General features: G+C 65.6%; 18 protein-coding genes and 2 pseudogenes. 14 read left to right on the top strand and 6 right to left on the bottom strand.

The annotated features are described in order from the left end of the window. Positions 1-256: 256 nt before the first annotated feature. From DK389_RS06810 to DK389_RS06785, 6 genes are all read left to right on the top strand, one after another. Positions 257-1,561 carry an endo alpha-1,4 polygalactosaminidase gene (locus DK389_RS06810; RefSeq protein WP_109888322.1) on the top strand — a complete coding sequence of 435 codons (1,305 nt, stop codon included), beginning with the start codon at positions 257-259 and terminating at the stop codon, positions 1,559-1,561. A 1,005-nt stretch (positions 1,562-2,566) separates the two neighbouring features. Beyond that, positions 2,567-3,624, top strand: a protein-coding gene (locus DK389_RS06805) for an IS630 family transposase (protein WP_109888320.1) whose coding sequence is annotated in 2 segments (ribosomal slippage) — positions 2,567-3,059 and positions 3,059-3,624 — 1,059 coding nt in all. Because the reading frame shifts where the segments join, the coding sequence is not laid out codon by codon here. Between the two features lie 450 nt (positions 3,625-4,074). Then, the gene (locus DK389_RS06800) at positions 4,075-4,449 is read left to right on the top strand and encodes a TadE/TadG family type IV pilus assembly protein (protein ID WP_109888318.1); all 375 of its coding nucleotides are present in this window, start codon (positions 4,075-4,077) and stop codon (positions 4,447-4,449) included. 34 nt (positions 4,450-4,483) lie between these two features. Next, positions 4,484-5,734 (top strand): DUF7305 domain-containing protein, encoded by a 1,251-nt coding sequence (locus tag DK389_RS06795; RefSeq protein WP_109888316.1) that lies wholly within the window; start codon positions 4,484-4,486, stop codon positions 5,732-5,734. A 376-nt stretch (positions 5,735-6,110) separates the two neighbouring features. Further along, positions 6,111-7,118 (top strand): DUF2336 domain-containing protein, encoded by a 1,008-nt coding sequence (locus DK389_RS06790; protein ID WP_109888314.1) that lies wholly within the window; start codon positions 6,111-6,113, stop codon positions 7,116-7,118. Between the two features lie 345 nt (positions 7,119-7,463). After that, on the top strand, positions 7,464-7,874 hold the full coding sequence (locus DK389_RS06785; RefSeq protein WP_109888312.1) for a cupin domain-containing protein: 411 nt from the start codon (positions 7,464-7,466) through the stop codon (positions 7,872-7,874). Between the two features lie 493 nt (positions 7,875-8,367). Here DK389_RS06785 and DK389_RS06780 read toward each other — a convergent pair. Continuing rightward, a pseudogene (locus tag DK389_RS06780) lies at positions 8,368-8,912 on the bottom strand (TetR/AcrR family transcriptional regulator). A gap of 108 nt (positions 8,913-9,020) precedes the next feature. Here DK389_RS06780 and DK389_RS06775 point away from each other — a divergent pair. From DK389_RS06775 to DK389_RS06760, 4 genes and pseudogenes are all read left to right on the top strand, one after another. Continuing rightward, positions 9,021-9,809 (top strand): SDR family NAD(P)-dependent oxidoreductase, encoded by a 789-nt coding sequence (locus DK389_RS06775; RefSeq protein ID WP_109896101.1) that lies wholly within the window; start codon positions 9,021-9,023, stop codon positions 9,807-9,809. A gap of 37 nt (positions 9,810-9,846) precedes the next feature. Then, positions 9,847-10,847: pseudogene (locus DK389_RS06770) on the top strand (NADP-dependent oxidoreductase). Further along, positions 10,844-11,728 carry an alpha/beta fold hydrolase gene (locus tag DK389_RS06765; protein ID WP_418292013.1) on the top strand — a complete coding sequence of 295 codons (885 nt, stop codon included), beginning with the start codon at positions 10,844-10,846 and terminating at the stop codon, positions 11,726-11,728. Before DK389_RS06770 ends, DK389_RS06765 begins: the two are co-directional and overlap by 4 nt. A 760-nt stretch (positions 11,729-12,488) precedes the next feature. After that, positions 12,489-12,752 (top strand): hypothetical protein, encoded by a 264-nt coding sequence (locus DK389_RS06760; protein WP_109888311.1) that lies wholly within the window; start codon positions 12,489-12,491, stop codon positions 12,750-12,752. A gap of 65 nt (positions 12,753-12,817) precedes the next feature. On the opposite strand, the gene DK389_RS06755 is transcribed toward DK389_RS06760, so the two are convergent. Continuing rightward, positions 12,818-13,102, bottom strand: a complete 285-nt coding sequence (locus DK389_RS06755) for a hypothetical protein (protein ID WP_109888309.1) — start codon at positions 13,100-13,102, stop codon at positions 12,818-12,820. 571 nt (positions 13,103-13,673) lie between these two features. Here DK389_RS06755 and DK389_RS33355 point away from each other — a divergent pair. The 4 genes from DK389_RS33355 (at position 13,674) to DK389_RS06740 (ending at position 15,571) form a co-directional block, all read left to right on the top strand. Continuing rightward, positions 13,674-13,811, top strand: a complete 138-nt coding sequence (locus DK389_RS33355; protein ID WP_194075170.1) for a hypothetical protein — start codon at positions 13,674-13,676, stop codon at positions 13,809-13,811. 314 nt (positions 13,812-14,125) lie between these two features. Next, a complete protein-coding gene (locus DK389_RS06750) occupies positions 14,126-14,350 on the top strand; it encodes a hypothetical protein (protein WP_109888307.1) in 225 nt (74 codons plus the stop codon). A 255-nt stretch (positions 14,351-14,605) separates the two neighbouring features. Then, the gene (locus DK389_RS06745; RefSeq protein ID WP_162560540.1) at positions 14,606-15,322 is read left to right on the top strand and encodes a Crp/Fnr family transcriptional regulator; all 717 of its coding nucleotides are present in this window, start codon (positions 14,606-14,608) and stop codon (positions 15,320-15,322) included. Positions 15,323-15,331: 9 nt separating this feature from the next. Then, positions 15,332-15,571, top strand: a complete 240-nt coding sequence (locus DK389_RS06740) for a DUF6894 family protein (protein WP_109888304.1) — start codon at positions 15,332-15,334, stop codon at positions 15,569-15,571. A gap of 73 nt (positions 15,572-15,644) precedes the next feature. On the opposite strand, the gene DK389_RS06735 is transcribed toward DK389_RS06740, so the two are convergent. The 4 genes from DK389_RS06735 to DK389_RS35200 all read right to left on the bottom strand — a co-directional run bounded on the left by DK389_RS06735 (position 15,645) and on the right by DK389_RS35200 (position 19,946). Further along, positions 15,645-16,211, bottom strand: a complete 567-nt coding sequence (locus DK389_RS06735) for a TadE/TadG family type IV pilus assembly protein (RefSeq protein WP_109896097.1) — start codon at positions 16,209-16,211, stop codon at positions 15,645-15,647. A gap of 39 nt (positions 16,212-16,250) precedes the next feature. Continuing rightward, a complete protein-coding gene (locus DK389_RS06730; protein WP_109896095.1) occupies positions 16,251-17,675 on the bottom strand; it encodes a TadE/TadG family type IV pilus assembly protein in 1,425 nt (474 codons plus the stop codon). Positions 17,676-18,681: 1,006 nt separating this feature from the next. Further along, positions 18,682-19,446 carry a glycosyltransferase gene (locus DK389_RS35205; RefSeq protein WP_335645528.1) on the bottom strand — a complete coding sequence of 255 codons (765 nt, stop codon included), beginning with the start codon at positions 19,444-19,446 and terminating at the stop codon, positions 18,682-18,684. After that, positions 19,443-19,946: a glycosyltransferase gene (locus DK389_RS35200; protein WP_335645527.1), complete on the bottom strand. Its 504-nt coding sequence runs from the start codon at positions 19,944-19,946 to the stop codon at positions 19,443-19,445. The genes DK389_RS35205 and DK389_RS35200 overlap by 4 nt, the downstream gene beginning before the upstream one ends. Positions 19,947-20,031: the final 85 nt, after the last annotated feature.

Genomic DNA, 20,031 nt, shown 5'->3' with positions numbered 1-20,031 from the left:
GCATTCGCAATTGTACGGACTGGTACGGAGAGCCGCCCTTTTTCTGCGTGCGACGGTTTCGGCCGATTTAACTTATGTAAGGCACGTAGAAAATCATTGTTCAGCGAAGATTTTATGTCCGATTTCAGAGTATAGTATGATAATATACGGCCAATACACTAAGAAATCACCAATGATATGAAGTTCGCACCCCTGAGAGTGCAGACTTTTAGCTTCGCCTCGCCCTCACGCGAGTCCCTTCCTACAAGGATGAGCCATGCCGAAGACAGGAATGTACGTCCTGCAGGGTGTCACACCTTCGCAGATCGCGGCGGCGCCGTTCGACGTGAAGGTCATCGACATCTACAACGACGCCGGCCAGACGTTCACACCCGCGGAGGTCAAACAGATGGGCGGCGGGCCGGGCAGCGCGCTGCTCCTCGGCTATTTCAGCATCGGCGAGGCCGAGACCTACCGGGATTACTTCAAGACCATTCCGGCCGCGGCCTTGGGGCCTGAGAATCCGCAGTGGAAGGGCAACTACGAGGTCGCCTTCTGGACGCCCGAGTGGAAGGCGGTCGCCACGGCCTACATCGACCGGATGCTGGCTGCCGGCTACGACGGGGTCTACTTCGATGTCGTCGACGAGTATCAGACGTCCTGGGCCAAGAGCCACGCGCCGGGCGGAGCGGCCGGCGCCGAGCAGGCGATGGTCGATCTTATCAAGTATCTAGGTGACTATGCTGAGGCGAAGCACCCCGGCTTCAAGGTGTGGGTCAACAATGCTGAGGAGCTTCTGACCCACCCGGGCTACCTCGGCACGATCGACGGCATGTTCAAGGAGAACCTGTTCTACACCGACGGCGGCCAGAAGCAGCCTGCAGCCGAGACCAGCTACAGCATGGGCCTCCTGCAGAAGGCAATCGACGCCGGCAAGGACGTCATCAGCATCGAGTACGTCACCGGCGCGCAGAAGGTCGCCGATGTGCACGCCTTGGACGACAAGTACGGCATCAGCAGCTACGTCGCCCATCTCGACCTGAATGGCGTCGATACGGAGGGTGTCCGCCCGGGACAGGTGATGCACGACGACGCCCTCGGCGCGGTCCAGCCGCCAGTGCCAGCCCCGCCGCTCACGACGCCACCGGTACAGCCTGACCCGCTGCCGGCGCAGAAAGTGGTCGCCGGGGATGCCAGTGACAATCGCCTCAAGGGCACTTCCGGCGACGATATCATCAAGGGCCTCGGTGGGCATGACAGGCTTACAGGCCTCAGTGGAGCGGACACGTTCGTCTTCCAGGAGTACGGGAGGAAGAACAGCGACACGATCACCGATTTCAAGCACGGGACCGACCACATCGGCCTCGACCACGCTGTCTTCCAATTAGCCCAAGGGGAGCTATCGCCTGACGCATTCTGGGTCGGCAGCAAGGCACACGATGCCAACGACCGCGTCATCTACAACAAGACGAGCGGCGATCTGCTCTACGATCCCGATGGGAGCGGAAGTGCAGCGCCGCAAGTCATTGCCAACATCGGCGCCAACATGAAAATTGATTATCACGACATCCTGTCGATCTAATGAGAGGAGCCTCAGCTCCTCTTCTTTGGGGAGGAGCTGGGAAAGCTGTGGCGTGAGGTCATGCAGCTTAGCGGAATGGCGGGTGAGGTCAGCGAGGCAGGGCAGCAGGCTCACTGCGCGTGCGCCAAGGGTTGATAGTTCCCGCCCCAGGAAGCCGGCGGCGCATAGGGTGTTAAGAGCTTCTTAACCGGACATCAGGCGCACTTGCTTCCCGCGGGAGCAGCCCGCGAGATCTCATGTGGAGCCGAGCAGCGATGGTGCTTCTTCTAGCGGACAGCGTAGCTGCTGGCACAGCCGCTCTGACGCTCTTATGCCAGAGCGGCTTCCTGCCGCCGGCCACCGCGTTGCCGTTTGGCGGCTGCCTGTGCGCCCTCGCGGTCACCGTCTACCTCGCACATCGTGCGAACTGCGAAAGCAATCAGGCTGAAGGGCATTGAGCAAGTCGAAGGCTGACACAGCAGGTGGTGAGCCGGCAGCTCCGTACACAGCACCGGAGCCCCGGCGGCGCTGGTAGCGGAAGGACGGCTAGGCTTCCCAACTTGGGAGTAATCCTTGGCGCATCAGGGGAGGGCCCCTGAAACCTCCCGCCGGGCGCTCCATGTTCAAGGGATGCGCTGCCTCGCCACTGTCGCCGTTTTCCTCCTGGCCGGCCCCGCCTTCGCTGAGGCGGTCCCCATCCCCCGGGTTAATACTCAGCCCTGCCCTAGCGGCTACACCACCAGTGGCAGCTTTTGTTATCCGCTCCCCAAGACTCGGCCTGCCGCATCGTGGCGTCCTGAGGAGACCTGCCCCACAGGCATGTTCGCGATCGGTCATGTGTGTCTCCCCTTTACTCAGGCGACGACCGAACCTCGCCGCTTCCCCTCCGCACCAGGAGAAGTTCTAGAGGCTGCTATGAACCTATGGCCCACTAATACCAAGCCTCGTTGAGCAGGACTCACGCTGGGTAGCGGTGCAGCACGGGTCGTGATTCATTTCTCGGGTTTGTAGCCTGAGGAGGATGGGATGGGCGCTCCTGTGCCGCTGCGGCCAGACTTCGATGCCGAGGCCTTGCGAGCTCTGGCCAAGAGCTCGCGCGACCCGGATCAGACCCGTCGCCTGCTGGCGCTGTCAGCGATCTATGCTGGCGGCTCGCGCTCCGAGGCGGCGGCTCTCGGTGGGGTTGGCCTGCAGACGGTGCGGGACTGGGTTCTGGCCTTCAACGCCGACGGGCCGGATGGGCTGATCGGCGGCAAAGCCCCTGGAGCCCGCCCGCGCCTGAACGCTGAGCAGCGTGAGGCGCTGCGGGCCTTGGTTGAGGCGGGACCCACGCCGGCTGCGCACGGGCTGGTGCGCTGGCGGCTGGTCGATCTCGCTCAGATCCTGGTGGAGGAGCACGGCGTCTCGGTCTCCGAGCAGACCTTGAGCCGGGTTCTGCGGGGCCTGGGCTACGCCAAGCTCTCGGCTCGTCCGCGCCATCATGCTCAGGATCAGGGCGCCATCCCGGCTTTTAAAAAGCCTTCCCCGCTCGCTTGGCGGAGGTCGCGCAGGCTGTCGGCGGCAAGCCGATAGAGGTCTGGTTCGCCGACGAGGCCCGGGTCGGTCAGAAGAACTCCATCACACGTCGTTGGGCACGCCGCGGCACACGGCCTGCAGCCTCAAAGGACCAGCGCACCGCCTCCGCCTACATCTTCGGCGCGATCTGCCCGGCTCGTGGCACGGGAGCCGGGCTCGTCATGCCCCGCTGCACCACCGAGGCGATGAACCTGCACCTGGCCGAGATCGCCAGGGCCGTCACCGCCGGTGCGCACGCTGTGCTGCTGCTCGATCAGGCCGGCTGGCACATGACCAAGAAGCTCATCGTCCCAGCCAACATCACGCTGCTGCCGCTGCCGGCGCGCTCGCCCGAGTTGAACCCGGTCGAGAACCTCTGGCAGTTCATCCGCGAGAACTGGCTCGGCAACCGGATCTTTGCGTCATACGAGGCCATCCTCGATCATTGCTGCGACGCTTGGAACAAGCTCATCGACCAACCCTGGCGCATCATGTCCATCGGCCTGCGCGCCTGGGCTCATAAGTTCTGATCAGTGAGGGTTGGTATAAGTCATTTATTTTATTGGGCCAGACTGCGAACATGCCTGATAGCCGGGGAATGGCGCCATCAAAGGGCAACAGTGATTTGTCAGAGGTTCATCACAGCCTCTGAGGCTGTCGCTGGTGCGCTGAGTATCGCCCGAGGTGTCTGTACGGTTGCCTGGCGCGACAACGAGACGGTCGGCGTGCAACTCACACAGGCTGCCGCTTGGTGAGGTGATCGAACTGACGAGCACAAGCTTTCTGAATGTGCTCCCCGAGATCGCGTGATCGTCGACACGACAAAGCGGCGCGACACGCGCGAGGAAGTTGTTTGATCTGAAACATTCATTGGCTGTTAAATACATTTAAAGGCCGAGCTTTCCCGGATTTGTTTAGAAGTTTATCGCAGCATTGTAGTGCGTGTAGAATTCTCGGACGATGGGGTCTGAGCATTGGCAATGGTACCGCGTTCACTCAGGAAGCTGCGCGCGGATCGCTCGGGTGCCTCAGCCGTCGAGTTCAGCCTCGTCGCTCCCCTGTTCGTCGGCCTGATGCTCGCGATCTGCGAGTTCTCGTTTGCCTTCTTCACGCTGACCTCCGCGCAACAGGCCGTATGGGGCGAAGCCCGCCAGCTCGCGCTCGGCCGGATCACCACGACCGCTGCCCGTGACGCCGTCGTGGCGGCCCTCCCACGCTGGGCACAGACCAAGGCGACGGTGACAGCTGACAAGGATCCCGCTGACGCCACTCGCTACCTGGTCACAGCCGCAATCCCCTCACCAGTGCCGCACCCACGAGCTTCTTCGCGAGCCTCTACGGGAGCCGGTCGATGACCGCCTCTGCGACCCTGCCGCAGGAGACGCCGTGATGCGGAGGTTCTGGCGCAACGAGGAGGGCGGAGTCACGCTGCTCTCCGGGGTGACCATGCCCGTCATGCTCGGCATCGGCGCCTTCGCCGTCGATCTGGGCGTGCTGCGCTACAACAGCATGCGCCTGCAGATCGCGGCCGATGCTGGCGCGATCGCGGGCGTGCGCCAGTTGCCCGACACGGCGAAGGCGATCCAGGCAGCCGTGACGGTGGCTAACCTGAACGCACCGCGCAACGCTGGCCAAGTGACGCTCGCCAGTGATGTTGAGTTGGTCGTCTACGATGCCGCCGCCAAGACGTACCGAGCGGCGGGCGCGACCGCGAACGCCGTGCGGGTGACGGCGGTTCGAGACGCCGCGCACCAGAACCAAGTGCTCGGCATCTTCTCGCGCTTTGCCGGTTCGGCCGGTCCGTTCAGCCTGTCGGCCCGCTCGACCGCGATCATGACGAGTGATGAAGAGGGCGGCGCGGGCTCGGCCTGCCTGTACGCGCTCGACCCCACGAACTCAGATACGCTCACGATCGCCGGCAGCACAATGGTCACCCTGAGCTGCGCGGCGAGGGCGAAATCCTCCTCGGCGGCAGCGATCTCATCGAATGGCAACGCCGCTCAGATGACGGCCACCTCGATCTGCCAGGCAACTACGCCGTCCCTGAGCCCGCGCGGCTACAGCCCGGCGGTCAGCAAATGCGGCTCGCCCACGGCCGACCCGCTCGCGGCGATCGCCGAACCCACGCCCATTAACTGCAAGTCGGGCGGCACCTTGAGCGGCACGCTCACGCCGGGCTGTTATAGCGGCTCGACGACGTTCAGAGGCAGCGTCACCCTGGCTGCTGGGACCTACTACTTCCAGGGCGCATCGATCAAAATCAACAGCAACGCCAGCATCTCAGGATCGGGGGTGACCCTGTTCCTCGACGCGGACTCGTCTCTGACGATCAATGGCACGCCTTCGGTCAGCTTGACGGCTCCGAGCAGCGGATCGCTCAAGGGCATCGTGCTCTTCCAATCGCGCGGGGCAACCGGCGCGTCCCTGTCGATCAGCGGCAACTCCTCGGTGTTTCTCGACGGCGTGCTGTACGCACCGGCCACCGCGGTGACGTTTACGGGCAACGGGACGACCACGAACCCGGCCCGCTACGGTTCGGTGATCGCATCGCAGGTGCACTTCACCGGCAACTCGGCCTTCGCGTTTGGCTCGACGCTCCCGAGCGCGCCGGTCAATGGGCGTTCTGCGTTGATCAATTAGTACCTGCCGGCGGAACGGCTGTGGCTCCCTAACGCCCAGTCGGCGAATGGCTATTGCAAGGCTAGAGCGCCCGCACGGCTGAGCTACCATCGCCCGCGGCTCGTTTTCCGAGACGTGGCGGGCTCGCCCATTCGGCGGTGGCGGGAAACACCGAAAGCCGGCGGCTCATGACATGCGATGGGGCGCGGCCGGCGCCTATTTCGGTGCGCTCGCGACCATGGACAGAGCCGCCCCGCGTCCGCTGCGGGCGGCTTTTCTATGCCTCTAATGGCGGGGTCCGCGCGTCGCGGCTCTGAGTGTGGCTCCGAGGGCGGTCGCCTTCACGGCGTGGAAAGGCTTGGGCGGTAGGCCAGACCTCGTTGAACAGGAGGCTCTGGTGCAGGCGCTGCAGTCCGTCGTTGCTGATGTCGAGGGCGCCATCGCGAGTGGCGACCCGACCAAGCGTATGACCATGCTGCGGCAGATGACGGGCCTGTTCACGGCGCAGGCGCCGCGGCTCAGCGAGGATCAGATCGGCGCCTTCGACGAGGTGATCCTGCGGCTCTCGCGCGACATCGAGACCCGCGCCCGAGCCGAATTGTCGGCGCACCTCGCGGACGTGGCCAATGCCCCGCGCCGGGTGGTGCGCAACCTCGCCTACGATCCCTCCGCGGAGGTGGCCGGGCCCGTGCTCGAACGCTCGAACCGCCTCGACGAGAGCGACCTCGTCCAGATCGCGAGCGGTGCCGGGCAGCAGCACCTGATGGCCCTCTCTCGCCGCAGCACGCTGGCCGAGCGCGTCACCGACGTCATCGTCTCGCGGGGCAACGAGCAGGTGGTGCGCAGCGTCGCGGGCAACCAGGGCGCCCGGTTCTCGGCCGGCGGCTTCCAGATCCTGACGACGCGGGCCCAGCAGGATTCGGAGTTGGGCCGCGTGCTGACGAAGCGCTCCGACGTGCCGGAGGCGCAGCGCGCGCAACTCGTCGCCATCGCCCGCGAGCGCGCCCGCCAAGCCCTGGCGGCGGAATTCGGCGAGAACGCCGCCGCGCAGGCCACCCTCGCCATTGCAACGGCTCTGACAGCGGTTCCTGCAGACTTCACCCCGGCCGAGGTGGCCGTCGCCAGGCAGGCGAAGACCGGCCTCGACGAGGGCGCCGTGCAGACTTGGCTGACCTCCGGCGAGACCACCTACGCGCTGGTGGCTCTGGCGAAGCTCGCGGGCGTTCCCTCGGCGATCGCCCTCAACGCGCACGCGGCGCCGACCACGGACCCGCTCCTGTTCCTGGTGCGCTCGGTCCGCTTCGGCTGGAAGACGCTGAAGCTCCTCCTCGCGAGCCGCCCGGGGGCATGCCCGATGCCGAGGCGCTGCAGAGCGCCTTCCAGGCCTTTCAGGACCTCTCCGTAGCGACGGCGCAGCGCGTGGTGCGCTTCACCGCGGCCCGCGACAAGCTGGAGCAGCCGAGCGCCGCTTGATTGGGCTTCGGGCCCGAAGGCGGAGGAGGCAGTCCGTTCCCTTCGCGTAAGGTGCCTTATGGAAACCTGTCATGGGTACGAAACTTTACCCGGCTTTCATGCAATCTAGTAAGTCGCCGCGAGACGCGGTAATGCTTGCAGTCCTTTGTGCAAGTGACTCAGGGTCATCTAAATAAAGCTTGGACCAGATACGATTGTATTTGGCCCGCTGAATCAGGCGCGACTGGCGCTACGCAGATTTGATAGCTCTGCGGCACGCGCGAGGGGAGGATATCGTATGTTGAGCCGGCGGATGTTCACCGGTTGCGCGATCTGTGCGGCGATTGGGTTCGTGGCGGATGACGCGTCGGCGCAGACGCCGAGCGGGATAAAGCGGGCGATTACCTCGCGGATCGATGGTCCGGCCGAAGGTTATGAGACGCTTCAGGTGATGGTCGATATCGAGCCGAACTTCGTCCTTGACTGGCACACCCACCCAGGCACCGAAGCGGGCTATACGCTGGAAGGCGCCGGCGAGCTGCGCATCAAGGGCCAAGCGACGCAGATGATCAAGCCCGGCTTCTCCTGGGTGACCGCGCCGGAAACTCCGCACACGCTGAAGAACGGATCGCAGACAACCAAGCTGTTCGTCACCTTCACGGTGCAGAAGGGAAAGCCTCTGTCGACCCCGGTTCCGGCGCCGACGTAAGCGCTCCCGCTGCCGCGGCACCTTACCGAGGGATTGGCAGGGCGCGGACAGGCCGTACTCGGAACCTACTTGCAGTGGCCTTTGCCCACCAGGTCGGCCACCGCTGCAACCTCCGACTGCTTGCACCGCTCGCCCCACTCCTGCGCCAGCGAGCTTTCCTCTGTCCTGAGACTGTCGTCCTGTCCATTGGGGTATACCCAAAACGCACCATGCGGGTCGGCTACTATGGGCGCAGGCTGTGTGAAAACGCAGGGACGCTCTGAAATCGTAGAACAATCTTTTATGTGGTCGCCACCAAGCATCCTGGATAGCGATCGCTACGTCACTGGGAGCCCTCGTTCCGGCGCTGCACAGGGCGTTCGAGGGGAAATCCTTCTATTGCCTCCGCGTTTTCACACAGCCTCGGTGGAATGCTGACCGACTGCTCCTTGGCGTGCCATGCGCTACAGCAGACATCGGCGGAGTGCTCGTACTGCCCACACCGCGGTCAGCATCACAAGCCTGACTTCATCCATGCACGCGTCTCGGAGAGGATCTCGTCCGATAGCGCTGGGTCGTCGACCGCACGCGCGAGGATCAGCGCGCCGAGCATGGCCGCATAGGTGCCGATGGCCTCGCGTCGCCGGTTCTTCGTGACCGAAGCGGGAAGGGCGGCCTCGACGCTCCCGATGTTCGAGCGGATACCGAATGTCATGGCGGAGCGCGCGGGCGCCGGTCGGAGGCGGACATCCGCCGCGAGGGCGGCCATCGGACAGCCACCGGCGGCGTCATCCCGGTGAGCGGGGAGAGATAGGCCGCCAGGAAGGCCGGAAGGCCGGCACCCGAACTGGTCTTCTCGGCCGCCGCATGCGCGATGGCGTGCGCCAACAGGTCTTCCTTCGATGCAAAGTGACCGTAGAAGCCGCCGTGCGTGAGGCCGGCGGCCTTCATCACCTCGGCCACGCCCACGGCCTCGTAGCCCTTCTCGCGGAACAGGCGGCTAGCCTCCGTCAGGATGCGCCGGCGGTTCTCGCGCATCTGTTCCTGGGTCACCCGCATGGCGAAAAATCCCCGCTGAAGCCGTTGACACTAATATGATCGCGATCATATTTGTTTTCAATCATGATCGCTATCATGAATATCGTCTCGCTTCCGAGGGACCGTGCCATGTCGACCAAGCCCACCGTCCTCGTCACCGGCGCCTCGTCCGGCATCGGCGCCACGTATGCCAACCGGTTCGCGCGGCGCGGCCACGACCTTGTGCTGGTCGCCCGCGACTCAGCCCGGATGGACGCCCTCGCCGACCGTCTCCACGAGGAGACCGGAGTGGCCATCGACGTGGTGCGGGCCGACCTCACCGACGCGACGCACATGCGTGCCGTCGAGGCACGCCTGCGGGACGACAATCGCATCGGCATCTTGGTCAACAACGCCGGCGCGAACGTCGGCGGCGGCTTCGCCGACCAGTCGCCGGACGACATCGAGCGCCTCGTCACCCTGAACGCCACCTCGGTGATGCGCCTCGCACGCGCCGTCGCGCCGCGTTTCGCCGAGGCCGGCGAGGGCGCCATCGTCAACATCGGGTCCGTCGTCGGGCTGGTGCCGGAGTTCGGCTCGACGGTGTACGGCGCGACCAAGGCCTTCGTGCAGTTCCTGTCCCAGGGCCTGGCGCATGAGCTCGGCACGAAGGGCGTCTACGTCCAGGCCGTCCTGCCGGCGGCCACCCGCACCGAGATCTGGAGCCGCTCCGGCGCCGACGAAGCCTCGCTCCCGCCGATGATGGAGGTGGGCGCCCTCGTCGACGCCGCCCTCGCCGGTTTCGACCGGCGCGAGCCGGTGACGATCCCGCACCTCCACGACGCCGGCCAGTGGGACGCCTTCCAGGCCGCGCGCCAGGCGATGATCCCGGGTTTCGGCACGGTCGAGCCGGCCCCGCGCTACGCCCCGGCCGCGTAACCCCATCCAAGCCCCCGAGTTCGGAGACCGTAGTCCCGTGAAGGCGTTCATCCTCGACCGATACAAGAAGAGGCAGCCGCTGCGCCTCGGCGACCTGCCGGAGCCCACGATGGGCCCGGCGACGTCCTGATCGAGATCGCAGCGGCCGGGCTCAACGTCCTGGACGCCAAGATCCGCAGCGGCGGGTTCAAGGTGATCCTGCCCTACAAGCCGCCCTTCGTGCTGGGACACGACCTCGCCGGCACGGTGATCCGGGTCGGGTCGGGGGTGCGCCGGTTCAAGGTGGGGGATGCGGTCTACGCGCGGCCACGGGACGGTCGCATCGGCACCCTCGCCGAGACTATCGCCGTCGACGAGGCCGATGTCGCCCTGAAGCCGAACAACCTTTCGATGGCCGAGGCGGCCTCGATCCCCCTCGTCGGCCTCACGGCATGGCAAGCCCTGGTCGAGCACGCCAAGCTCAAGCGCGGCGACAAGGTGCTGATCCAGGCCGGCTCCGGCGGCGTCGGGACCTTCGCCATCCAGCTCGCTAAGCACCTCGGTGCGACGGTGGCGACCACCGCGAGCGCGGGGAACGCCGACCTCGTCAGAAGCCTCGGGGCCGATGTCGTCGTCGACTACAGGCGCGAGGACTTCGAGAAGGTCCTGTCGGGCTACGACATCGTGCTTAACAGCCTCGACGGCGAAACGCTTCGCAAGTCCCTGACCATCCTGAAGCCGGGCGGGAAGCTGATCTCCATCTCCGGCCCGCCGGACCCGGCCTTCGCCAAGGCTCAAGGGCTAAACGCGTTCCTCGCACTGGTCATGCGCCTTTTGAGCTTCGGCATCCGTCGGAAGGCCAGGGCACGCGGGGTCAACTACGCGTTCCTGTTCATGCGGGCGAACGGAGCGCAGCTCGGGGAGATCGCGAAGCTGGTCGAGGCGGGGACGATCCGCCCAGTCGTGGACCGGGTCGTCCCGTTCGAGGCGACCAACGAGGCCCTGACCGAGCTTGAAGCCGGCCGGTCCAAGGGCAAGGTCGTGGTCGAGATCCGATGATCGAAGCATCCGACATGGACATGCCCCTCTCCCGATTCGCCGATCCCGCACGACGGTGGGCGGACACCCCGACCCGGACCGTCTCCGCCGCCGGTACGACCTTCTTCTACCGGCAGCTCGGGCCTGCCACCGGCGTGCCGGTGGTCCTGCTCAATCACTGGGGTGCGAACCTCGACAACTTCGACCCGCGCATCGTCGACGGATTCGCGGCTAGTCGTCCCGTCTTTGCGCTCGATTACCGCGGCGTCGGCGCCTCGGGCGGCAAGGCACCGCTCACGGTGGCGGAGATGGCGACGGACACGGTGGCGACGCTCCGGGCGCTCGGGCTCGACCAGGTCGATCTCGTCGGGTTTTCCCTGGGTGGGTTCGTGGCGCAGGACGTCGCGCTGCGGGCGCTGACCCTGGTGCGCAGGCTGATCCTGGCCGGGACCGGTCCCGCCGGGGGCATCGGCATCGAAAGGGTCGGGGCGGTGTCCTGGCCGCTCATCCTGAAGGGGCTCCTGACCTTCAAGGATCCGAAGACCTACCTGTTCTTCACCGCCTCGGAGCCCAGCCGGCGCGCCGCGAAGGCGTTCCTGGGTCGCCTGAGGGAGCGCACCAAGGATCGGGACGCGCCAGTCGGGATGGGGACTTTCCTGAGGCAGCTCAAGGCGATCAAGGCCTGGGGCCGGCAGACGCCGCAGGACCTCGGTCGTATCGCGTCGCCCGTCCTCGTCGCGAACGGCGACCGGGACCTCATGGTGCCGAGCTCGAACTCGGCGGATATGGCGCGTCGGCTGCCGAACGCCGAACTCGTCCTCTACGAGGATGCCGGACACGGCGGCATCTTCCAGTGCCACGAGGCCTTCACGCGGAAGGCGCTCGCCTTCCTCGACGCCTGAACGAGGGTCCGCCGATAAGGATCGGGCCTGCGAAAGGTCCGGGACCTCCCAGCCAAACCAGTTCCGTCAAACGCCGCAGACATGCTCGGACGGGCATCCGGCGAGGCGGATTGGACCCAGGACCTCAAGCAGGCGGTCAGGGATGCCGCCAAGTAATCCGATCACCTGAATTCCCGCACCACCGCAGGGTTGGATGCCTCGCCGGTGGCAAACGAATCGTGGGCGACCTGCAGGACCGGAAGGAGAGCGTGGCCGCTTCTGTGGAGAGGCGTCCTGGGGCTTTCACTCACGGGTGACGGGCCGGCGGCGAAGGCTTGGCAGGGACCCGGCGCTAGCGGATGAGCGCCTGCCCGAACAGCGACGCCCGAGGGTCGACCCGTTGAACAGGTGGACCTTTCGCTTGGGCTTATGTCTCCGTCGTTTTGGGGACACGCAAACGCTTGCTGGACGGCGATATTGCGCTTCGCCATGAGGGAGCGGCGGTGGTACGTCCGCTTCCAGGAATTGTGCATTCGCCCGTGTACGGCTGCGTTGAGTCGCAAGCAGCCGTGAATGGCAGTCTGCTAAAGGCGCACCCATAACGAACCGACAGTCGCGGTTCCTCCTCGTATGCCCGTTTCAGACCGGCCGGAGGCTGGTCTGAAAAGCACCGCTTGACCGTTCAAAACAGACCGCCGCCTTTCAGAGCACTCAAAACGGACCAAGTCCCTGCCTAGGGTGTGACGTCCATCACGGCAATCGCACAGCCGCGGAGCCATGGATGCCCGGAAGCTGCGGATGCCCGTGGCTCCTGATCCTTGAGGTTCCTGTGAAGCTCCTGCGCGCAAATCGCATCGTAGCCGCCTCGCTTGCCGAGGTGATGGCGGACGAACTCGCCGCGGCGGCTCACGCTCACCGGCAGGAAGACCAGTTGGAGGCCGCAGATGGGCTCCTCGACCAAGCCCGGCACCATCGCGTGCAGGCCATCCGGCTGCGTGCTCAGGCGGGGGCTGAGGACTACATGCGAGCCGCGAGGCTGAGGTAAGGCGCGTTGCCGCGCGAGACCCGCCTACTCGCATAAGCGCCGGTATGGAAAGTCAGGTTGGCTCGTCAGGGATGGGCGGGCCTGTAGTCTCGCCTGCGGCTCAGGACAGGCCACCAGCGCCGCTTCTCCGGCACCGGAGGGGGAGCAGGGGCAAGAGCCGTCTCAGCCGCTAGACGGTCACGGTAGGCCGTCAGCCGAAATTGGATGCGCTCCATCGCCATCAGGGTCGTTGTCGCCATCAGCCGGTGCCCCTCGCAGGCACCGGCCTTGTGCAGCCGGCTCACGCATTCCTGGCGGATGAGGCTGGCACCTTCGGCCAGGTAGGCATCGATCTCGGCGCGTGTGGACATCTACAGGCTCCGCAATGCTCGAAGGCTGCCAACACTCTGCTGCCAGCAGCCTACTTGCGATCCAGACTGCTTTTACGAACGCGAACTGCCTTTAATCCGCCCGTCACGAGGTTGTGATCGCGCGTGATCGGCAATCTGGCTTTGGTGCGTGCTAGCAAGAGGCGTTCGGTAGGTTCCACAGCCAGCCGGGCGTATTACCTCCAACTGCTTCAGCCCGCCCGGTTCCCCTTTCCGCGGCGGGCTTTTCTTGGCCTGTTGGACTTTTATCCTGCCCGCTGGGGTATGCTTCAGCGGACATCACGCTCCCAGCGGACGTCGGGGCGGGAGCCAAAATTTATAGTCCCACGATGGGTGCAGCCGCCTATGCGCCTAAACGTAGAGCAGCCCGTAGAAATCGTACGCCACACTCTAGGATGCCGAGACCAATAACAAATTGCGCCCACCGCAATCTAGGATAGCTGTCTCTTTGTACTTGTTGAAACATAGACGAGTCACAATGAGACTAATATTTGATCATGACAATAAGGCGGGCTTGCTTAATCTGTCACTTCCTCCGACAGGGGAGCGACAGATGCGCGAGGGCGCGTTCTGGGCCACCATGCTGACCGACCCGCCAGCCTCGAAGGCGGCTCACTACGCGCCACACGATATCCAAGCGATGACGATCAAGGCCAATCCCGGAGCCGGCGAGCGTTACGACGCGTTCTAGGCCGCCGTCTCCACCCAGCAACTTCGATACTCAGTGCCACCGTTCAGGGAGGTGAGCTATGTCCAAGCTCGCGATGGTTGCGGCTGCCTTTGCCCTTGCGACAGCCGCGTTCTGGTCCGTCGTGCTGACCAGCCCGCCAGCCTCGCACGCGGCGGTTGCTCCTGCCGCTGCACAGGCCGATGGCGCAACAGCGGATCACTGCGTCCCGTTCGCCGTCTGCCCGTAACGGTTCGCCGTCATCGCGGCGCCCCGAGGGACGGGGTCGCTAACGGGCCGCAGGAACACCATGGGGCCTTCGTGGTTCTGCTGGTGCCATGGCTGTCCCGCTCGCTCTCCCCGTCGCTCAGGCGGCGGCGTTCACCCTCGGCTGCGCGCTCATCCACGCCTTGCGGCGCCATCATGAGCCTGTGACCGGCGTGCTGGCGGGCGTCGCGCTCATCCTGGTTCTTGCCCTGATGGTCGCGTCCCTCCCGGCAGACGTACCGATCGAGGGATGCAAGGCCGAGTTGGGCGTCTCCCTGGCAGCAGTTGCGCAGTAGCTTCCCAAGACCTCTACTGGGACAAGCATGCATCTCGCGCATGCCGCGTTCGGTCCGCTGGAGTATACCCCAACGGACGAGCTGGACCATGCACGGGGCGCATGATTGTTCCGGAACGGTCTTAGATTTGGAGCGCGCCCGCGTCCCAAGCCGCTCGTCTAAAGTGCCTTCGGCCGCAACTCGATTGTTCGCAACCGAACGCAATCGGAGCAGTTGTAACCTGGGTTAGCTGTCCGCGTTGATGGGCCTGAGGAGGTGGGCAAGCCCGTCATGTTCGTGGGCCAGAGTTCAGGATCATCAGCGCTTTTGGCGCGGCAGGCTGCTCGCCCGGTTCTCCGGGCCGTCGTGCGTGAGCGAGCCCTGGATCCAGATCAAAACCTCATCCTGCAGGGCGAAGCGCCTCAGGTCGCCCATATTCTCCTGTCCGGCTACACCTGCCGCCATCGCACGCTGATGAACGGCCGGCGGCAGATCACCGCCATCCTAGTGCCGGGCGACATGTGCGATCTTGAAGCCGTTCTGCGCGGCTGGGCGGACAGCGGGATCACAGCGCTGACCCGCTGCGTCTTCGGGGAGATCCCCCTTGAACAGGTCGCCGATCCACTGCGGCAGGAGCCTGAGCTTGCGCGGGCGCTGCTCCACCAGCTCCTGTATCAGAAAGCCATCGACAGCGAGCGGGTGCTGAGCCTCGGCCAGCGCACGGCTCTGCAACGCCTTGCCCATCTGTTCTGCGAGCTACAGGAGCGGCTGCAGGCGGTCGGGTTGGCGGAGGAAGATGGGTACAGTCTGCCCCTGACGCAGATGGAGCTGTCTGAGCTGACCGGCATGACGAATGTGCACGTCAATCGCACGCTGCAAGCGCTGCGCGGCCAGAACCTCGTCCGCTGGCATAGGGGGCGATTGAGCCTGCTGGATCGGCCGGCTCTGGAGCGCCTTGCGGAGTTCGACCCAACGTACCTGCGGGTTCCGTGAGAGCGAGCTGTGCCGCGCTACTTCTTCGACGTTCACATCGACCGCAAGGTGCAGCGGGACGACACCGGCACGGACCTCGCCACCCTCGAAGAGGTGCGCAAGACGGCTCAGCGGCTCCTGCCCGACCTTGCGCGAGAGAAGATCCCCTACGGTGGGGATCAGCGCGCGATTGTGGTGGTCACAAACGAGGAGAGCCATCCCGTCTACGCGGCATCCCTCAACTACGCAGGGCTCTGGCTGATCCGGTAGGTTTCCTGGCGAGATGCCATAACGCCCATTGCGCGACATCTACGCTGCCTTGCGCACAGCCAGGAGGCTCTCGCTACACGCACGATTTGCCGGAGTACGGTTCGGCTCGGAAGATCGCGGTTGTGGTCAGCAGCTGCCGACCACCGGCCATGGCTTGACCGTCAACGTTCAGGAAGCTGAAGGGTCGAAGGATGGACACAGCCGCTCGCACGGCCACGACATCATTCCCTTCTGGGCACTCGAAGCGGGTGCCGAAGCTGATCACGAAGTCCTGCTTCTTGCTGTCGTAGGCCGGTGGGATCTGGTTCCCGCTGAAGCTGCCAGCGCGGGTCACGTCCAGCCGCACCTCGTCGCAGCGGAAGAACACCACTCGGCTGCCGCACATGAGCCGGCGCAGCCGCTCGCCCGGCTGGGAGCCGTCTGCCGCGTCTTGGAACTCGCTCGTGCGCAGAACACGGGCAGCCCGATCAACCGCGATGTCGAGCGTCTGCTGCGAGAGGAAGACGAAGCCCGCCTCAAGGATCACGCCGAGCAGCGCCAAGAAGGGGAGGGCAATGAGCGAGAACTCGACGGCCGAAGCTCCGCGGCAGTCTGAGGCGAGTGGAGCCCTCGCCAGAGACCGCAATGCAGTTCTGGCCATGCCAACGAGCCTGCCGCTGGAGCTAGACACCGCCCGCACTCATTGGGTCAGCATGAGCTTGCCGGAGAGGGGGCCGACGCCCTTCGGCACGGGAACGCTCGTGGCGTCGTAGTTCGCGTTGAGATAGAGGTTCGGCCCCTCGTAGAGGTTGACCTGCTGCGCGACGATGACGGTGTAGGCGGACTGATCCGCGACCGGCCGGCTCGCGTCGATCACCAGCCGTCCGGCCGGCAGGTAGATCGTGCCGAGCATCGTCCGCGCGTTGTCGCTGATGATGCGGTAGGTCCGCATCGGCTTCGTGATGCCAAGCGGCGGCGGTGTCGGCGGGATGGAATTGCCCGAGATGATGTCAGTCGCTTCCAGAACCGGGTCGAGCGGTGAGTTGACCGACCGCTGCTCCGACATCAGCAGACCCGCCATCACACCCGTGGTCGGTGCCGCGAGGCTGATGGTGGTCTTCTTGTCGAAGAGCAGGCCGCCCTTGTCGCCGGTGAAGAAGAAGCCGACGTCCACGCCCGACAGGGTGGCGTTGTCCTTCACGATCAGCGGTCCGTTCTTCATGACGTAGATGCCGGCCTTCAGCGTCGCGACCGCCGAGCCGGCGATCTGCAGGCCGCCGCAATAGGTGCCCGGCTCCAGGGTGAAGGTCGTGTCGACCTTGTTCTCGCCGAGGCGGAGCTTGCCGTCCTTGCGCGCGGAGGCGGGCAATTGCACGCAGTCGCCGAGGCTGGGCTGGCCGGTGTTCTTGAGCGGATCCTCGATAGCAGGACAGTCGGTCTGCGGGTTGGGCGCGAAGTTGGCCTTCGCTCCGTCGAAGCCGCCGGCCGAGCAGATGATGTCGGCGCGAGCCAAGGCATTGTCCTTGCCGACCATGCCCTTGGTGTTCTTGGAGTTCGAGTACAGCGAGCAGCTGTTGGCCGTGACCTGGGCATTCTTCTGCAGCGCGAAGGTGCCGGGCGCGCCGGGATCGAGCGTCAGCATGCACAGCCTCATGCGGCCGACCACGTTGGCGCGAGCCTGCGCCGCAACGGTGGTGGAGCGGATGCCCACAAACGCACCGAAGGTGAACCGGATCGTCTCCTCGGCCCGCGCGAAGACGCTGGTCTTGTCGTCGGCGACCGTGACCTTGACCGTCAACGGCTGACTTGCGGAGGCCTGGGCGGCGTCGCGGATGGTCTGCTCGGTGAGGCCAGCGATGCTGGCGGGGTTCGAGGCTGCGAGCTTCAGGGCGTTGCCGCCGGCCAGCGTTCCGGCATCGACGGCGCTCTGTAGCTGGGTGCGACGGTGAACGAGCCGTGCGTAGTCGCTGGCGCCGCCCGCCATGCCGAGCAGCACGGTGGCGCTCAACCCGAAGATGACGGCGACGGCTCCGCGGCGATCATTCGTGAACTGCTTTCCGACACGAGGTATGGGCTGCAGTGTCGCTCGACAACGAACCCTTTTGTTCAGCCTGCTGCACAGCATCATGATAAACCTGTCGCCGGCCTTCCCTGGCGTTGCGGCGGCAGATGGTAGGGGACGTGAGTTAACAGGCAGGCTCTACTCGCGCAGCGCAGCAGCTTTGAACGTCCGCTGAGAACCAAAGCTTCCATAACGCCCAGTTGGCGAATGGCTGTTGCGAGCTATGGCCTGCGGTCGGCGCCTTCGAGGTGAAAGACACCGCTGTCCTTTTCCCTAGGATCCTGGGCAGTCTGCTGAGCGCACAGGGGGCTCACCCATTCGGTGATAGCGCGGAACACCGAATGCCGGCGGCCCCTCCGAACGGGGGCGCGGCCGGCGCCTTCAGTTTGACGCTCGGACCGCCGGCGGGCAATCGGTTGAGGGGGAGCCGTCACCCATCGGCGGCCGCACACCAGCATGTGCCGGGGCGCCGGAATAGAACGCCTCATAGGCACTAATGCAAGTTAAAGCGTGCGAACGGGCCAGACGACAGCCCCTCTCTACCGCCCAGCCCGCTGCGAACACGGCAGAAGTCTCCGCCGCATCGCAAGATCAATTTTGCACAACCGAGTTGCCTGGGCAATGGGCGCCCTCTACCGGGTGCCCTGCTGGGCTATCGCCGTCCGAAGCCCCAGCGCGATAAATCGTGCGCATACCCGCCTGCCAGCCGCTATTTCGGGGGGCTTTGGGCCGAGGATTTGGACGTGTCGAGTTCGGGATGGATGCGGACCAGCCTCTCCCGCTCCAAGCCCAGAATGTCCCAGGTCCGGGCCATCTCCAGAAGCTGGTTGCGCTGCTCCCCCTCGGGCATCTGCTTGGCGAGGGCCCGGCATTCTTTGGCGTGTTTTCTATATTCTGCTGCGGTTTTCATGGAGGCCTGTTATGGAGCACCGCGTCTGAACGACAACAGCCTCCTGTTCGGCTCAGGAAGCTACCGCATTCCATAAACGCGCCTTACGCGATGTCCCTGCACCTTCACGCGCGTCAGATTGGGCTCATGGAACTGCCCTTGTGCGCGGCCGCAGTGGCGCTACGCCGAGGCTGACCCGGACGTCTCGCCAATCCGCTCGATCGCCACGCAGGCGTGCAAGACGCCGTCCTCGCCCGCCATCCGCCGCCTCGCCTCGGCACAGGCCTGCGCGGCCGTGTCGGACGCGAGGAGCCTCGCCAAGCGCCGCGCCGCCCGGGACGGCGTGAAGGCACGCTGGCTCATCACCGTGCCGAGACCGAGGCGCCGCACGCGCGAGCCCTCGTCGAAATGGTCGAAGGCCACCGGCACGATCATTTGCGGCACGCCGGCGGCCAGAGCCTGCGCCACGGTGCCGATGCCGCCGTGATGGACGAGCGCGGCCGCGCGCGGCAGCAGCGCGCTCAAGGGGGCGTAGGGCCGGTGAAGGATCTCGGGCGGCAGGTCAGCCGGCGCCTGACCGCCCTGCGGCGCCAGCAGCACGCCGCGCCGGCCCAGGCGGCGGCACAGGGCGACCGCGGTCGTGAAGAAGGCGCGTCCCTGCCGCATCGCCGAGCCGTAGGTGAAGACGAGGGGCGGCGCGCCCGCATCGAGAAACGCTTCGAGGTCTGGATCGAGCCGGTCGGTGTCGCCGAAACGATCGGCGATCGGGAAGCCGACCTGCACGGCCTGCTCCGGCCAATCGGCCTGGGGCGGCGAGAACCACTCCGGAAACATCAGGATCAGGTGCGGCGCGAGATTCCACCAGTAGCGCAGGCGCCGCACCGGCCCGAGGCCAAGCTCAGCGCGGAAGGCGTTGAGGCGCGGCAGCGCGGCGGGGCCGATCACGTACTTGTCCGCCCCGAGCCCGACCCAGTGCCGGAAGCGCGAGGGCAGGACGCGCGGCAGCGGCAGGCCTGGCAGGCGGGGGCGTCGAGCCGGCTCTCGATGAAGAACGGCATCACATGCACGGTCGCAAGCTTGAGCCCGAGCCGCTCCTGCGCCACCCGCGCGCCGAGGCTCAGCGTCGAGGCCACGACGATCCCGGCCTCCGGCCGCGCTTGGGCGGCGAGCCAGCGGTAGGTCGGCTCCGTCAGGTCGGAGACGTAGGAGAACAGCGGCTCCACCCCGCGCCAGGGCCGCCACAGGTCGGGCTCGGCTGTGAAGCGGGCAAACGCGGCCTCCGTCCCGAGCCCGTGGAACGGGATGCCCGCGCGCTCGGCGAGGGGGGCGAAGGGCGCCGGCGCCGCCAGCGCGACGGCGTGGCCTCGGCCCTTCAGGGCGCTGGCGAGGGCGATGATCGGCAGCACGTCTCCGTGCGTGCCGATCGCGACGAGGAAGATTTTCATATAGGAACTGTACAGTTGAAGTACGCTGCTCCCACCAAACTGCGGGGTCGGAACCTCACCGTCTCAAAGCATGCTGAGTACCCGA

Source organism: Methylobacterium durans (genome assembly GCF_003173715.1).
Classification (GTDB): domain Bacteria; phylum Pseudomonadota; class Alphaproteobacteria; order Rhizobiales; family Beijerinckiaceae; genus Methylobacterium; species Methylobacterium durans.
This window is presented reverse-complemented; position numbering and strand designations above follow the sequence as displayed.

Excerpts from the sequence above, each read along its gene's own strand:
- DK389_RS06810 (WP_109888322.1), top strand. The coding sequence starts at position 257 with ATGCCGAAGACAGGAATGTACGTCCTGCAGGGTGTCACACCTTCGCAG.
- DK389_RS06800 (WP_109888318.1), top strand. The coding sequence starts at position 4,075 with ATGGTACCGCGTTCACTCAGGAAGCTGCGCGCGGATCGCTCGGGTGCC.
- DK389_RS06795 (WP_109888316.1), top strand. The coding sequence starts at position 4,484 with ATGCGGAGGTTCTGGCGCAACGAGGAGGGCGGAGTCACGCTGCTCTCC.
- DK389_RS06785 (WP_109888312.1), top strand. The coding sequence starts at position 7,464 with ATGTTGAGCCGGCGGATGTTCACCGGTTGCGCGATCTGTGCGGCGATT.
- DK389_RS06775 (WP_109896101.1), top strand. The coding sequence starts at position 9,021 with ATGTCGACCAAGCCCACCGTCCTCGTCACCGGCGCCTCGTCCGGCATC.
- DK389_RS06765 (WP_418292013.1), top strand. The coding sequence starts at position 10,844 with ATGATCGAAGCATCCGACATGGACATGCCCCTCTCCCGATTCGCCGAT.
- DK389_RS06760 (WP_109888311.1), top strand. The coding sequence starts at position 12,489 with ATGCCCGGAAGCTGCGGATGCCCGTGGCTCCTGATCCTTGAGGTTCCT.
- DK389_RS06755 (WP_109888309.1), bottom strand. The coding sequence starts at position 13,102 with ATGTCCACACGCGCCGAGATCGATGCCTACCTGGCCGAAGGTGCCAGC.
- DK389_RS33355 (WP_194075170.1), top strand. The coding sequence starts at position 13,674 with ATGCGCGAGGGCGCGTTCTGGGCCACCATGCTGACCGACCCGCCAGCC.
- DK389_RS06750 (WP_109888307.1), top strand. The coding sequence starts at position 14,126 with ATGGCTGTCCCGCTCGCTCTCCCCGTCGCTCAGGCGGCGGCGTTCACC.
- DK389_RS06735 (WP_109896097.1), bottom strand. The coding sequence starts at position 16,211 with ATGGCCAGAACTGCATTGCGGTCTCTGGCGAGGGCTCCACTCGCCTCA.
- DK389_RS06730 (WP_109896095.1), bottom strand. The coding sequence starts at position 17,675 with ATGCTGTGCAGCAGGCTGAACAAAAGGGTTCGTTGTCGAGCGACACTG.
- DK389_RS35200 (WP_335645527.1), bottom strand. The coding sequence starts at position 19,946 with ATGAAAATCTTCCTCGTCGCGATCGGCACGCACGGAGACGTGCTGCCG.